The organism is Streptomyces sp. ME19-01-6 (assembly GCF_033793745.1).
GTDB lineage: Bacteria > Actinomycetota > Actinomycetes > Streptomycetales > Streptomycetaceae > Streptomyces.
This window is the reverse complement of record NZ_JARAXF010000012.1, coordinates 192,046-204,859: the sequence shown is the minus strand read 5'-3', so window position 1 is coordinate 204,859 and position 12,814 is coordinate 192,046. Positions and strand designations below refer to the sequence as shown.

The 12,814-nt window shown below is 73.1% G+C and carries 14 protein-coding genes and 1 pseudogene; 5 read left to right on the top strand and 10 right to left on the bottom strand.

Annotated elements, in window-relative coordinates; genetic code table 11:
• Positions 1 to 10: 10 nt before the first annotated feature.
• From PV419_RS26350 to PV419_RS26325, 6 genes and pseudogenes are all read right to left on the bottom strand, one after another.
• A pseudogene (locus PV419_RS26350) lies at positions 11 to 1,841 on the bottom strand (complex I subunit 5 family protein).
• A 6-nt stretch (positions 1,842 to 1,847) separates the two neighbouring features.
• The gene (locus PV419_RS26345; RefSeq protein ID WP_319692961.1) at positions 1,848 to 2,192 is read right to left on the bottom strand and encodes a sodium:proton antiporter; all 345 of its coding nucleotides are present in this window, start codon (positions 2,190 to 2,192) and stop codon (positions 1,848 to 1,850) included.
• A complete protein-coding gene (locus tag PV419_RS26340) occupies positions 2,189 to 2,989 on the bottom strand; it encodes an MnhB domain-containing protein (RefSeq protein ID WP_319692955.1) in 801 nt (266 codons plus the stop codon). Before PV419_RS26340 ends, PV419_RS26345 begins: the two co-directional genes overlap by 4 nt.
• Positions 2,986 to 3,336, bottom strand: coding sequence for a DUF4040 domain-containing protein (locus tag PV419_RS26335; RefSeq protein WP_319692949.1), 351 nt, complete (start codon positions 3,334 to 3,336; stop codon positions 2,986 to 2,988). The genes PV419_RS26340 and PV419_RS26335 overlap by 4 nt, the downstream gene beginning before the upstream one ends.
• Positions 3,333 to 3,767 (bottom strand): monovalent cation/H+ antiporter complex subunit F, encoded by a 435-nt coding sequence (locus tag PV419_RS26330; RefSeq protein WP_319692945.1) that lies wholly within the window; start codon positions 3,765 to 3,767, stop codon positions 3,333 to 3,335. Before PV419_RS26330 ends, PV419_RS26335 begins: the two co-directional genes overlap by 4 nt.
• Positions 3,764 to 3,928, bottom strand: coding sequence for a hypothetical protein (locus PV419_RS26325; RefSeq protein WP_319692942.1), 165 nt, complete (start codon positions 3,926 to 3,928; stop codon positions 3,764 to 3,766). The genes PV419_RS26330 and PV419_RS26325 overlap by 4 nt, the downstream gene beginning before the upstream one ends.
• Before the next feature lie 188 nt (positions 3,929 to 4,116).
• Here PV419_RS26325 and fxsA point away from each other — a divergent pair, with 188 nt between their 5' ends.
• Positions 4,117 to 4,674 carry an FxsA family membrane protein gene (gene fxsA, locus PV419_RS26320; protein WP_319693268.1) on the top strand — a complete coding sequence of 186 codons (558 nt, stop codon included), beginning with the start codon at positions 4,117 to 4,119 and terminating at the stop codon, positions 4,672 to 4,674.
• Between the two features lie 110 nt (positions 4,675 to 4,784).
• Here fxsA and PV419_RS26315 read toward each other — a convergent pair whose 3' ends face one another.
• Together PV419_RS26315 and PV419_RS26310 are read right to left on the bottom strand one after the other, a co-directional pair.
• On the bottom strand, positions 4,785 to 5,159 hold the full coding sequence (locus PV419_RS26315) for an RNA polymerase-binding protein RbpA (protein WP_065966324.1): 375 nt from the start codon (positions 5,157 to 5,159) through the stop codon (positions 4,785 to 4,787).
• Positions 5,160 to 5,475: 316 nt separating this feature from the next.
• Positions 5,476 to 6,099, bottom strand: a complete 624-nt coding sequence (locus tag PV419_RS26310) for a hypothetical protein (protein WP_319693266.1) — start codon at positions 6,097 to 6,099, stop codon at positions 5,476 to 5,478.
• Between the two features lie 249 nt (positions 6,100 to 6,348).
• Here PV419_RS26310 and PV419_RS26305 point away from each other — a divergent pair, with 249 nt between their 5' ends.
• Positions 6,349 to 7,869 (top strand): PLP-dependent aminotransferase family protein, encoded by a 1,521-nt coding sequence (locus PV419_RS26305; RefSeq protein WP_319692933.1) that lies wholly within the window; start codon positions 6,349 to 6,351, stop codon positions 7,867 to 7,869.
• Positions 7,870 to 8,163: 294 nt separating this feature from the next.
• Here the strand turns inward: PV419_RS26305 and PV419_RS26300 are convergent, their stop codons facing one another.
• Both PV419_RS26300 and PV419_RS26295 read right to left on the bottom strand, forming a co-directional pair.
• Positions 8,164 to 9,906 carry a hypothetical protein gene (locus PV419_RS26300; protein WP_319692929.1) on the bottom strand — a complete coding sequence of 581 codons (1,743 nt, stop codon included), beginning with the start codon at positions 9,904 to 9,906 and terminating at the stop codon, positions 8,164 to 8,166.
• Position 9,907: 1 nt separating this feature from the next.
• Complete coding sequence (locus PV419_RS26295) at positions 9,908 to 10,102, bottom strand: hypothetical protein (protein ID WP_319692928.1); 195 nt, start codon at positions 10,100 to 10,102, stop codon at positions 9,908 to 9,910.
• Between the two features lie 223 nt (positions 10,103 to 10,325).
• Between PV419_RS26295 and PV419_RS26290 the strand changes: the two genes are divergently transcribed.
• The 3 genes from PV419_RS26290 (at position 10,326) to PV419_RS26280 (ending at position 12,781) form a co-directional block, all read left to right on the top strand.
• Positions 10,326 to 10,742 carry an ankyrin repeat domain-containing protein gene (locus PV419_RS26290; RefSeq protein WP_319692923.1) on the top strand — a complete coding sequence of 139 codons (417 nt, stop codon included), beginning with the start codon at positions 10,326 to 10,328 and terminating at the stop codon, positions 10,740 to 10,742.
• Positions 10,743 to 10,956: 214 nt separating this feature from the next.
• A complete protein-coding gene (locus tag PV419_RS26285; RefSeq protein WP_319692917.1) occupies positions 10,957 to 11,802 on the top strand; it encodes a glycoside hydrolase family 16 protein in 846 nt (281 codons plus the stop codon).
• Between the two features lie 148 nt (positions 11,803 to 11,950).
• Positions 11,951 to 12,781, top strand: a complete 831-nt coding sequence (locus PV419_RS26280) for a MerR family transcriptional regulator (protein ID WP_319692914.1) — start codon at positions 11,951 to 11,953, stop codon at positions 12,779 to 12,781.
• The last annotated feature ends 33 nt before the right edge of the window (positions 12,782 to 12,814 follow it).

Below are 12,814 nucleotides of genomic sequence, written 5' to 3'. Positions count from 1 at the left end.
GCCATCCCGCTCAGTGGAGATTGATGGCGGTCAGGGCGGTGAGCAGAGCCATTCCGGCGACCAGCCAGGCGACGTAGTCGCCGATGTGGCCGGACTGCAACCGCCGCACCGGGACCGCCAGCGCGGCCGCTCCGGTGCGGACCGGCCGCCACACCGTGAGGGCGGCGAGGGCGACGGCGAGGGCCGTGGAGAGCAGCCCGAGCAGGATTCCGGCCGTCGGCCAGTGCGGGCGTCACCAGGGCGGGGGCGGCCGTCGGCCGCCCGTCGAGGACGGCGGCGCGGTAGCCCCTCTCGTCGGTGAACAGGTGCCCCGCCCGGGCGGTCGCGGCGGCCACCGCGGGCAGGAGGCCCACCGCGAGCGCCCCGGCCAGCAGCGCGGCGGGCACCGCCAGCATCGGCACGGGAATGCGCCGGAGTCGCCCGCCGGTCTCCGGCTGCTCCTCGCCTCTGGTCCGGGACCCGTCCTCCTTTCCGCGCGGTGGGGGCCCGGCCCCGGTGAAGACCCGCAGCGCCACCCGCAGCACCGCGCCGCCGGTCACCGCGGAGACCAGGACGAACAGGGCGGGCAGCCACCCGGCCGTGCGGCCCGCCGCCTCTTCCGCGAGGGCCTTGCCGAGCCCGGTGCCGAACGGGGGCAGGCCGCTGAGCGCGAGCCCGCCCACGGTGAACAGGACGCCCACCACCGGCAGTTCCCTCGCCCTGCCGTAGAGTTCGTGCTCGTCGACGGAGGCGTACCGGTCGAGGAGGACGCCCGCGCAGGCGAACAGGGCCGCCTTCACGCCCGCGTGCCCCAGGACATACAGCGCCGTGCCCGAGAGGCCTTCCGGGGACAACACGGCCACACCGGTCAGGAACAGCCCGGTGTGGGCCACGGTGGAGAACGCGAGCAGCCGCTTGAGGTGCCGCTGCCGCCAGCACATGAGCGCGCCGAGGAGCGCCGTGGCGGCGCCGATGACCAGCAGCGAGCGGGTCAGGTCCGGGTGCGGAACGCCGCCCGGCCCCGCGAAGACGGTCCAGTACACCCGCGCGACCCCGTAGACCCCGAGCTCCACCATCACCCCGGACAGCAGCATGCACACGGGGGTCGGGGCGACCGCGTGCGCGTCGGGCAGCCAGAAGTGGAAGGGCACGGCGGCGGCCTTCACCAGCAGCCCCGTCGCCACCAGCACGAACGCGGCGAGGACCAGCCCGTCCGGAGCCCGCCCGTCGAGCGCCCGGCCGATCTGGGCGAGCCCCAGCTCGCCGGTGCGGGCGTACAGCAAGGTGATGCCCAGCAGCAGGCAGTACCCGCCGAGGGAGTTCACGATGCCGAAGGTCAGCGCGCCGTGGAGCGGCCGGGTCTCTTCCACTCGGTAGCCGGTCAGCGCGTACGCGACGACTCCCATCAGCTCGAAGAAGACGAACGCGTTGAACAGGTCGCCGGTGAGCGCGAATCCGCACATGCCCGCCTGGAAGATCAGGATCAGCGCGGGGAAGGCGCCGCTGTGACGGCGGGGCGGCTCCTCGAAGTAGCGCCAGGAGTAGATGAGCACGGCGACGACGAGCACGGACACCAACGAAGCGAGCCCCGCGCCCAGCGGATCGCCGACGAGCACGATGCCCACGCCCTCGCCCCCCACCGGCCGCCAGCCGCCCACCCACTCCACCGCGTACGGCGTGGCCCCGGCCGTCCCGGAGACCCCGGCCAGCACCAGGAGCGCCGTCGCCGCCGTGGCGGCCGCGAAAGCGCAGCCCAAGGCGTCGGCCGCGATCCGGGGCAGTCGCCGCCCGCCCGCCACCAGCACGGCCGCGCCGAGCAGCGGCACGGCGAGCACCCACGGCAGCAGTCCCGCTGCGTCCACCGGCCGTCACCCCCGCAGATCCGACAGGCTGTCGGGGTCGACGGTCCCGTGGCGTTTGCGGAGCTGGACGACGAGCGCGAGCAGCAAGGCGGTCACGGTCGCCCCGACCACGATGTCGGTGAGGGCGAGGGCCTGGACCACGGGGTCGACGACGCGGCGGTCGGCCGGCACGTCGGAGAAGACCGGCGCGGTACCGCCCCGCCGGTAGCCGACGCCGAGCAGCAGCACATAGGTGGAGGACTGGGCCACTGACAGACATCCCACCGCGTGGATGAGGTTCCGGCTGGTCACCAGCCCGTACACACCCACCAGGAAGATCCATCCCGCGACCAGGTACGGCAGCACCGTCACGCCCGCTCCCTTCCGCTCGCCCCTTGGGGTCCGTTGCCTTCGGGCCCGTTGCCGTCGGATCCGCTGTCCTCGGCCCCCTCGATCTCCGCCGCCTGGTCCAGGAACTGGGCGAGCAGCACAACCACCCCGCAGGCGACCTCCATGCCGACGGCGGCGTTCAGCAAGGGGACGGTTCCGCCCGAGGACAGGGTGGCGAAGGTGCCGTACGGGAGGACGTTGGCCAGGAACGCCGCCCCGGCGAGGACCGCCGCGACCCCCGTGATCAGGTACGTCGCCTCGCCGACGGCCTCCCCGACCTCGTACGGGCCGAGCGGCCGGACGCGCTCCAGCGCCCGGTAGTCGGCGGCGAGGTACAGCAGGTGCAGCGCGGTGGCGGTGGCCACGCCGCCCTGGAAGCCGCCGCCGGGGCTGAGCTGTCCATGGGCGACCACATACAGCCCGACGACCAGCGCGACGGGGAGCATCAGCAGGGCGAACCGGCGGACGCGCGGGCGGCTCGCGGCGGGGGCGGGGGCGCAGCGGCGCTCGTCGGCGGTCTGGCGGAGCAGCACGACGGCGCCGAGCACCGCGGAGAAGAGGATCGTCTCCTCGCCCAGGGTGTCCAGGGCGCGCTGGTCGAAGTTGACCGAGGCGATGGCGTTGGAGGTGTGGTGGCGCAAGGCGGCGCGGACCGCCCTGTCTCCGTAGGGATGGCGATCGCCGCCGAAGGACGGCAGGTCGAAGCAGGCGGCGGTGAACAGCGCCGCGACGACGGCCGCTCCGGCGAGGAAGAGCCACAGCCTGCCGCGCCGACTCATCGCCGCGGCCGCCCGTCCCGGTCCGCGCCCCGAGGCCCGCCCGCCGATGCCCCGTCTCCTGACCCGTCTCCCGAGCCGCCTCCCGAGCGGCTGTCGCCGGGGCGCCGCCGCACCTTGCGCACGGTCAGCAGGATCATCAGGGGGGTCACCGCGGAGCCGACCGCCAGTTGCGACAGGGCGACGTCCGGCGCCTGGAGGAATGTGAAGAGCAGGGTCAGCGCCAGCCCGAGGAATGAGAGGACCAGTGACTGCCGGGCGGGGTCGCGGTTGAGTACGGCGGCCGTGGCGGCGGCCGCCACCAGCAGCAGTGCCACCGCGATCAGCACATCGGTGAGCGCGTCGGTCATGCCCGTCCGCCCTCGCTCCGGCTCCCCGCGCTCGTGACCAGGCTGCCTGCGATCAGCAGCGCCCCGATCAGCAGCAGCTTCACCGCCGCCCGGCCGGGTCCGGTCGCCACGCACAGCGGAAGCACGACGGCCGGGGCGCCCGCCAGGGCGGTCCACCGCACCACCGGCGAACCGGGCAGCACCCCGAGGAAGCGGGCGTAGATGAGCGTTCCGGTGGGTCCGAGCACGGCCAGGACGAGCGCCACGTCCACATACGCGGGACGGCCGAAGCCCTGGGCCGTCAGCAGCAGCGCCAGGGCGGCCAGCAGACAGGCCAGATTCTGGGCGATCAGCCGGTCGCGCGGCTCTCCGCAGGCGATCCGCCACAGCACCGGCACCAGCCCCAGCAGCGGCACCAGTCCGGCCAGCAGCCAGCCGTCGGCCGCGCTCACGGCCGGGCCGCCGCGCGCCGGGCGGCCCGCGCGGCGACGGCGGCCAGCAGCCCGACGCCCGCGCCCACCGCGACCTCCAGGAGGTCCACGGTGGAGATCAGTACGATCCACAGCGCGGTCAGCGCCGCCCACCAGGCGAGAACCTCCAGCACACCGGCCATCCCGGCACCTCCCTCTCGAGGGCTCGGTTCGCCCCTTCTTTCGCGGCTCGGTTCCCCGCCGGATCGCCTCAGCCTGTCGACGGTCGACCGTGGGCGCTGCCGAGTACCCGGATGTCCGCGGCCGATTCCCGCAGATCTTCGGCCCCGGGGCTCGGCCGCACCGCCGGTCCGGGCACACTTGGAGCATGATGACCGGCCCATCGCAGCAGACCGACCCGACCCGCCGCCCGAAGCGCTCGCGCGCCCGCACTTTTCTGCCGCTGGGTATCGCGGCCTGGCTGGTGCTCGAGATCTGGCTGCTGACCGTGGTGGCGGAGGCCGCCGGCGGGTTCACGGTCTTCCTTCTGCTGCTCGCCGGTGTGGTGGTCGGCGCGGCCGTGATCAAGCGCGCCGGCCGCCGGGCCTGGCAGAACCTCTCCCGATCCATGCAGCCGGGCGCCGCGCCGCAGGAGCCGGCGGCGGGGAGGGGCAGCAGCTTCACGATGCTCGGCGGGCTGCTGCTGATGATGCCCGGCCTCATCTCGGACGTGGCCGCGCTGGTGTGTCTGTTCCCGCCCACACGTGCGCTGCTGCGCGGCCGCGCGGAGGCGATGCTCAGGCGCCGGGTCGGACATGTCCCCGGGCCGATGGGTGGCGGCTTCGGGCCGGGCTACGGCCAGGACCAGGTGCGCCGCCCCGACGGCAAGGTCATCCAGGGCGAGGTGATACGGGACGACGAGGACCCGCACTCGGCGCACAGGGACTGACGCGTTCCCGTTCCACTCCGGTCCCGTTACGCAGGGTCGACAAGGGCCGGGGCCACTGCTCGGCAGTGGCCCCGGCCCTTGATGTTGTCGCTGTCAGTGCTGCTGTGTGATCAGGCAGACTTACGGGTGTCGCGCGGATGCACAGCGATGTTCATGGCGCCGGAGCGCAGCACGGCCAGCCGCTCGGCCAGCACCTCCTCAAGCTCCTCGCGGGTACGCCGCTCCATGAGCATGTCCCAGTGCGTGCGCGCGGGCTTGCCCTTCTTCTCCTCAGGACCGTCGCCGTCCACCAGGAGTGCCACGGCGCCACAGGCCTTGCACTCCCACTCCGGCGGGATCTCCGCCTCTACCGAGAACGGCATCTCAAATCGATGTCCGTTCTGGCATGCGTACTCCACCGCCTGGCGCGGGGCCAGATCGATGCCGCGGTCGGTCTCGTAGCTGGTCACCACGAGTCGCGTGCCGCGGAGAGCTCGCTCACTCATGAATCGTGCCTCCCGGGCTTGTCGCCCACAGGACAGGTGTCGCTGTCGTCGTCATCCGGTCAACGTCCGGTCGGCGGTGAAGATTCCCGTAGATGGGACATGCGTCGCCCGTCGTGCCGCCCCGTTGTTCTACCCACAGGCGCCCGGTTTGTCACATCTGGCAGCAGATGTCACCCAGCGTTTCTGGTGCTTTAGCGCGCAGTAACGGTCCGCCTGGTAGGCCGAGGGCGTACACTACCCCTCCACACCCGCGAGGGCTAAATCCGGTCACGAATTGGTGTCCGTGTTGTCTGCGGTGTCTCTGTTGTCTGCATTGTTATGTCGTCATCTGTGCCCTCGGGTTGCCCTGCGCGACGACCGGCGAGCGCTCGCCGGCGGGCGAGGGGAGCGCGAAGAAGCGCAGGAAGTACTGCGCGAGCGGCCCGATGGACAGCGCGTACAGCACCGTGCCGACCCCCACGGACCCGCCCAGCACGAATCCCACCGCCAGTACCGTCACCTCGATCGCGGTCCTCACCAGCCGCACCGAGCGCCCGGTGTGCCGGTGCCATCCCGTCATCAGTCCGTCCCGCGGGCCGGGCCCGAACCGCGCCGAGATGTAGAGGCCGGTCGCCACGCCGTTGAGGACCACCGAGAACACCAGCAGAGGAATCCTCAGTGCCAGGGCGTGAAGCTCTGGAATCAGCCAGAGTGTGACGTCCACCACCAGGCCGATCACCACCACATTGGACACCGTGCCCAGCCCGGGGCGCTGCCGCAGCGGGATCCACAGCAGCAGTACGGCGGCGCCGACCATCATGGTCACGGTGCCGAAGGACAGCGAGGTGTGTCCGGCGATGCCCTGGTGGAAGACGTCCCAGGGGTCGAGTCCGAGTCCGGCGCGCAGCTGGAGTGCCATGCTCACGCCGTACAGCACCAGCCCGGCGTAGAGGTGGGCCAGGCGACGCGTGAGCCGGGAGCCGGGGGACGGGGACGACGGTGAGGGGGATGACGGGGGCTCGGGCTCGGGCGGCGACGCGGATGGCGCGGACGGCACGGATGGCGCGGGCGGTACGGGTGGCACGGACAAAGAAGGCTCCCAGGGGCTGAAGTGGCCTGGCCGGTGGAGGCGGTGGACTGTGGCATGTCACTCTGTAGCCGGAGACCAGTCCAGTTCCATGGCCAATTCCGGAAAGGTGGACCGCAGACGATGAGTCCGTGGACATCCGCGGTGGGAGCACCCCAGTTGGCTCGCCTGCTCGGGCCCGAGCACACGCGTGACGCCGAGGCCGCGGCGGTCGTCTCGGTGACGGGCGGCCGGCGCGTGCCCGCGTACCGTTCCCTCGCCGATCGCGTACGCCTGCTCGTCCTCGAAGGCCGGGTCCCGGTCGCGGCGCGGCTGCCCGCCGAGCGCGAGCTCGCGGCGGCCCTGGGGGTGAGCCGGACCACCGTGGCCGCCGCCTATGAGGCGCTGCGCCAGGAGGGCTTCCTGGAGTCGCGGCGCGGGTCCGGCAGCTGGACCGCGATGCCCGCCGGCAGTCCGCTGCCCACCCGGGGGCTCGACCCGCTGCCGCCCGAGGTCGCGCGCTCCGTGATCGACCTGGGTTGTGCGGCGCTGCCCGCGCCCGAGCCCTGGCTGACCCGCGCCATGCGCGGCGCCCTGGAAGAGCTGCCGCCGTACGCCCACACCCACGGCGACTACCCCGCCGGGCTGCCCGCGCTGCGCCAGGCCCTCGCCGACCGCTACACCGCCCGCGGCATACCGACCATGCCCGAGCAGATCATGGTGACCACCGGCGCCATGGGCGCCGTGGCCGCCATCTGCCGGCTGTTCGTCCGCCACGGCGAGCGGGTCGCCGTCGAGTCGCCCTCGTACGCGAACATCCTCCAGCTCCTGCGGGAGGTCGGCACCCGGCTGGCCCCCGTGGCCATGGCCCCCGGACTCGCGGGCTGGGACCTGCCGGCCTGGCGGCAGACGCTGCGCGACGCCGCGCCGCGCATGGCCTATGTCGTCGCCGACTTCCACAACCCCATCGGCTCGCTCGCCACCGACGAGCAGCGCAGACAGCTCGTCGACGCGGCGCGCTCGGCCGGGACCGTGCTCGTCGTCGACGAGACCATGGCCGAACTGCACCTGGACGACGAGGTGGAGCTGCCCCGGCCGGTCGCCGCGCTCGACCCCGGGGGCAGCACGGTTGTCACCGTCGGCTCGGCGAGCAAGTCCTTCTGGGCCGGGCTGCGCATCGGCTGGGTGCGCGCCGCCCCCGACGTCATCCGCAGCCTGGTCGCGGCCCGCGCCTACGCCGACATGGGCACCCCGGTCGTCGAACAGCTCGCCGTGGGCTGGCTGCTGGCCACCGGCGGCTGGGACGAGGCGACCGAGCTGCGCCGCGCGCAGGCGCGGGAGAACCGCGACGCGCTCGTCGCCGCCGTCCGCCGCCACCTCCCCGACTGGGAGTTCGCCGTGCCGCACGGCGGGCTCACCCTCTGGGCCCGCACCGGCGGCCTGTCCGGGTCACGGATCGCGGAGACGGGCGAGCGGCTCGGCGTGCGGGTCCCCTCCGGCCCCCGCTTCGGGGTCGACGGCGCCTTCGAGGGGTACGTACGGCTTCCGTTCACCGTCGGCGGCGCGGTCGCCGAGAAGGCCGCCACCCGCCTCGCCGCCGCGGCGGACCTGGTCGCGACCGGCGCCGCGGTCGAGGCCCAGGTCCCGCGCAGCTACGTGGCCTGAACCGACAGCGGCTGTTGGTGCCGCATCAGCCAAGGGGTTGCCCCGCTCGCCGCCCCGGCACGCTCCCCCAGCTACCGCTGGGCGGTGCCCCCTCCCAGCTACCGCTGGGCGGTGCCCCCGTGCCGCGTTGGCCGAAAACCCGAGTAGGCCCTTCCCCAAGCTCTCGGCTTCGCTCGAGCAGGGGATACCCCATCCGAGGGCTTCCGGCCGCCTTGCGATCGGGGGGCACCGCCCAGCGGTAGCTGGGGGAGCACCAGGACGCCTCGCTACCGGGCAACCCTGGCTGACGCGGCACTAGCCGTCCGCGGGGCGCCCCGCGGGTCCGGCCTTCACCATGTCGACCCGTCCCGCGGCCTCGACCCGTCCCGCGGCCTCGACCCGTCCCGCGGCCTCGACCCGTCCCGCGGCCTCGACCCGTCCCGCGGCCTCGGCCGGGCTCGGGGCCGCGGCCGGCTCCCGCGGCAGTTCCGGTTCCGGGAGCAGCCCGAGTACCGCCTGCCGCTGCGCCTCGCCCGTCGCCTCGTCGTACGGGTCAGGGGTGGCGGGCACCTGCAGTCGGTGCACCGGGCCGGCGCCGAGCCGTACGTAGCCCCGGCCCGGGGGTACCTCGGGCGTCGGCGTGGTGTGCGGCGGGACGCCGAGTACGGCCCGGATCTGTTCGTCTGAGGCGGGCCCCAGCACCACCCGGGCCCGGGTGTGGGACCGTACGACCTCGCTGAGCGCGTCCGCGGCGTCGAGGTGGTCGGCCACCACCACCCGCACCTGGGCCGCCCGCCCGTGCCGCAGCGGCACCTGCAGCAGCTCCTGCGGGTCGCGGCGGCCCTCGGCCGCGGCGAGCTGGCTGAGCACCGTCGGCCGGTCGAGGACGAGCCACAGCGGGCGGAGGATGTCCCGCGGCGGCGGGTGGCCGGTCTGGCGGGCCCGGTTCGCCGCGATCAGCCGCCGCTCCGTCTCGTGTGCCGCCCACTCCAGCGTCGCCAGCGTCCCGGCGAGCCCGTACTCGACGCCCAGCACCCCGGTCCGGCCGCCCAGGAACGCGTACTCGCCGGTGCCGCTGCCGTCCACCACCAGCACCTGACCGTGGCACAGCGCCTGCAGCGCGATGGACCGCAGCAGGGTCGTGGTGCCGCTCGCGGGCGGGCCGAGCGCCAGCAGATGCGGCTCCGTCGACCGCGGTCCGGTGCGCCACACCACCGGCGGGGCGTCCCGCCGTGCCTCCTCCGCCGGGTCGTCGGCCGCCTCGGTGACGGGCAGCGTGCGCTGCACCGAGGAGGCGTCGGTGAAGCCGAGCACGGTCTCGCCGGGCGTGGTCACGAAGCGCTGCGCGCCGATCGCGGTGGACAGGGCGGGCAGCACCGTCAGCGTCAGGTGGTTGGCCTCCTCGTCCCACGCGAAGAAGTACTCCCGGCCGCGCCCGGACTTGACGTACAGCAGCCGTTCGACGCGGGCGCGGGACTCCGTGTCGCCGTCGGTGAAGTACGCGGGGTAGCGCAGCTTCAGCCGGGTCAGCCGCCCGTTCTCGTCGAACTCGAAGGAGTCGAAGGCGTGCGACCACTCCCCGCCGTGCGCGTACAGCGGGCTCGGGTCCTCGGGGGCGGAGAAGTACGGCACCAGGGCCTCGTACAGGATCCGTAGGCGTTCCCGGCCGGCCTCGCCGGGCCCCGGGTCCTTCACGGGGCCCTTCCGCCCGGCCCAGAACGCGGCACCCATGAGGCTCACGGCGGACAGCGTCGGGCCGTACGGCAGGAGGGCGATGCCCAGGACACAGGTGGCCATCAGGAAGAGCGCCGGCCCGCGGCGCTCCTTCGGCGTCTGCGCCCATCTGCGCCGCCCGCCGGCGGCCAGGGCGCGCAGCCCGCGGCAGAGCGCGATCAGCGGATGCAGCACATCGGCGGCGCCGTCGCCGGCGGCGCGGGCGAAGCCGCGGACGCGGGCCGGCTTTCCGCCGCGGGCGAGCTTTCCGCCGCGGGCGAACGCGCGGGCGCGGGCGAGCGGGCCGGCGCCGCCGAGGACATGGGGGAGCGGTCGTCGGCGCACGTCAGAACTTGATCCCGCCCAGTAGGTTGGCCAGGCTGGTGCCACCGGCCCTGATGCTCGGAGCGATCGCGGTGCTCGCGAGATAGAAGCCGAAAAGGGCGCAGATGATGGCGTGCGACGCCTTGAGGCCGTCCTTGCGGAAGAACACGAAGACGACGACACCGAGCAGTACGACGCCGGAAATGGACAGGATCATCACGGTCTCCTGGCTGGTGGGGGACGGTCACCATGAGTCCTTCCAGGGTCACGCCAGGTACCTACTCGGCAAAAGGTGCAAATGGGTGGATTATCGGTGTATTCACCGGTACGGACGCGGTCGGCGGGCCGGCGGATCGCGTACACAGAGTGGGCGATACCAGCGCCCACGGCCCCCCAGTCACCGCTGGGAGGTACCCCCGCGAAGTCGGAGGCGAGACGCCATGAGTGACCAGAACCGCGAGGCCGAGCCGGCCCACGACCCGGAGGTGCTGCAGCTCGCCGCCAAGGTCTTCGATCTGGCCCGGCACGGGGACACCGATACGCTCGCCGCCTACGTGGACGCGGGCGTCCCGGCCAACCTCACCAATGACAAAGGGGACTCGCTCCTCATGCTCGCGGCCTACCACGGGCACGCCGCGGCCGTCGCCGCCCTGCTGCACCGCGGGGCCGACCCCAACCGCCTCGGTGAACGCGGCCAGACACCCATCGCCGGCGCCACGTTCAAGGGTGAGGAGGAGGTGCTGCGGGTGCTGCTGGCCGGTGGCGCCGACCCGCGGGCGGGCTCGCCCTCGGCCGTCGAGACGGCGCGCATGTTCGGGCGGCGGGATCTGCTCGCGCTGTTCGGTGTGACGGAATGAGCTGACGGCCCGGGCGGCTGTCGCCCGTTCGACTTCTGTCCGCCGTCGGAGGTGTCGACGGCGTAACGCCTCAACTTCTTTGACGCGAATGGTCCAGACTATTGACATGTCTTGAACAAGGCTCGGCATGATGTCCTCATCGCGCACCCTTCGCGCCCCTTCCCTACGGGCTGTCCCGTGCGCCCGTTCCCCCACACAGGAAGGCCATCGCTTGATGAGGAAAACCCTGCGCATCGCCATGACCGGCCTGCTCGCGGCGGCCGCCCTCGCCGCCGCCCCCTGGCCGGCCCCGGCCGCCGACGCCGCCCCGTCGCCCGTTGCCGCCACCTTCACCGACAACTTCGACGGCCCGGCGGGCGGCGCCGTCGACGGCTCCAAATGGGGCTACGAGACCGGCGACAACGTCAACAACCACGAGCGCCAGTACTACACGGACGGCACCAAGAACGCGGCGCTCGACGGCCAGGGCAACCTGGTCATCACCGCCCGCAAGGAGAACCCGGCCAACTACGACTGCTGGTACGGCCGGTGCGAGTACACCTCGGCCCGGCTCTCCACCGCGCGCACCTTCACCACCGCGTACGGACATGTGGAGGCCCGGGTCAAGGTGCCCCGGGGGCAGGGCATGTGGCCCGCCTTCTGGATGCTCGGCAACGACATCGGCAGCGCCGGATGGCCCAACTGCGGCGAGATCGACGTCATGGAGAACGTCGGCCACGAGCCCAGCACCGTGCACGGAACCCTCCACGGCCCCGGCTACTTTGGCTCGGGCGGCATAGGCGCCGGCTACACCCTGCCGAACGGGCAGAAGTTCGCCGACGGCTTCCACACCTTCGCGGTCGACTGGTCACCCGACAAGATCACCTGGTCCGTGGACGGCAACGTCTACCAGACCCGCACCCCGGCCGATCTGAACGGCAACCGCTGGGTGTTCGACCACGGCTTCTACGTCATTCTCAACCTCGCCGTCGGCGGCTCCTGGCCCGGCGACCCGGACGGCTCGACCACCTTCCCGCAGCAGCTGGTGGTCGACTACGTCAGGGTCACCGGCGGCAACTGACGACGCGGTGACGCGGTGACATCGGCGCCCGGCCCCGGCCGGGCGCCGGCGCCTGTCCGACCGAGGGCCGACGGATCCTCCCGCGCGGAACTTTCGCCTCCGTACGCTTGACCCTCTCACTGTGTGAGGCCCTGCACTGGAAGGCGTCATGTTCACCATTGGAGAGTTCGCCAAGCACGGACGGGTGTCGGTCCGCATGCTGCGCCACTACGACGCCATCGGGCTGCTGCGCCCCGTCCACACCGACCCGACCAGCGGCTACCGCTTCTACGAAGCCGGTCAGCTCGCACGGCTCAACCGCGTCATCGCGCTCAAGGACCTGGGCTTCAGCCTGCAACAGGTCAAGGCGCTCCTCGACGACCACATCGGCACCGAGGAGCTGCGCGGGATGCTGCGGCTGCGCCGAGCGGAGCTGGAATCGGCCGTGGCGGAAGCGGCGGCCCGGCTGGCCCAGGTCGAGGCGAGGCTCCGCACCATCGAGAACGAGGGACGCATGCCCACCGAGGACATTGTGATCAAGAGTCTGCCGCCGCTCCGCCTGGCCGAGCTGACCGCCACCGCGGCGAGCTTCGAGCCGCAGGACATCGGGCCCGTCATCGGCCCCTTGTTCGGGCAGCTGTGCGGCCTGGTGGACGCCGCGGGGGTGACCCCCACCGGCCCCGGGCTCGCCTATTACGAGGACGCCCCGGAGGGCGGCGGGGCGATCACCGTGCACGCCGCGCTGCCGGTGGCCGCGGACGTCGGCGCCGACCACGGCTTCCAGATCGTCCATCTGCCCGGCGTCGAGCGCGCCGCCACCATCGTGCACCGCGGCCCCATGGAGGGGGAGATACTGGCCACCTCCCAGGCGCTGGCCCGTTGGATCGACACCAACGGCTACCGCTCGACGGGATACCCCCGCGAAATCTCCCTGGACTGCCCCGAGGACCGCACCAAGTGGGTGACCGAGCTCCAGGACCCCATCGTCGACGCCCGATGAGCCCGTGTCCGGCGGCCCGTCTCCGGACGGGCC

What these genes read in the sequence shown, in the direction of transcription:
- PV419_RS26340 (WP_319692955.1), bottom strand. Translation starts at nt 2,989, where the DNA reads ATGAGTCGGCGCGGCAGGCTGTGGCTCTTCCTCGCCGGAGCGGCCGTC.
- PV419_RS26335 (WP_319692949.1), bottom strand. Translation starts at nt 3,336, where the DNA reads ATGACCGACGCGCTCACCGATGTGCTGATCGCGGTGGCACTGCTGCTG.
- PV419_RS26325 (WP_319692942.1), bottom strand. Translation starts at nt 3,928, where the DNA reads ATGGCCGGTGTGCTGGAGGTTCTCGCCTGGTGGGCGGCGCTGACCGCG.
- fxsA (WP_319693268.1), top strand. Translation starts at nt 4,117, where the DNA reads ATGACCGGCCCATCGCAGCAGACCGACCCGACCCGCCGCCCGAAGCGC.
- PV419_RS26315 (WP_065966324.1), bottom strand. Translation starts at nt 5,159, where the DNA reads ATGAGTGAGCGAGCTCTCCGCGGCACGCGACTCGTGGTGACCAGCTAC.
- PV419_RS26305 (WP_319692933.1), top strand. Translation starts at nt 6,349, where the DNA reads ATGAGTCCGTGGACATCCGCGGTGGGAGCACCCCAGTTGGCTCGCCTG.
- PV419_RS26295 (WP_319692928.1), bottom strand. Translation starts at nt 10,102, where the DNA reads ATGATCCTGTCCATTTCCGGCGTCGTACTGCTCGGTGTCGTCGTCTTC.
- PV419_RS26290 (WP_319692923.1), top strand. Translation starts at nt 10,326, where the DNA reads ATGAGTGACCAGAACCGCGAGGCCGAGCCGGCCCACGACCCGGAGGTG.
- PV419_RS26285 (WP_319692917.1), top strand. Translation starts at nt 10,957, where the DNA reads ATGAGGAAAACCCTGCGCATCGCCATGACCGGCCTGCTCGCGGCGGCC.
- PV419_RS26280 (WP_319692914.1), top strand. Translation starts at nt 11,951, where the DNA reads ATGTTCACCATTGGAGAGTTCGCCAAGCACGGACGGGTGTCGGTCCGC.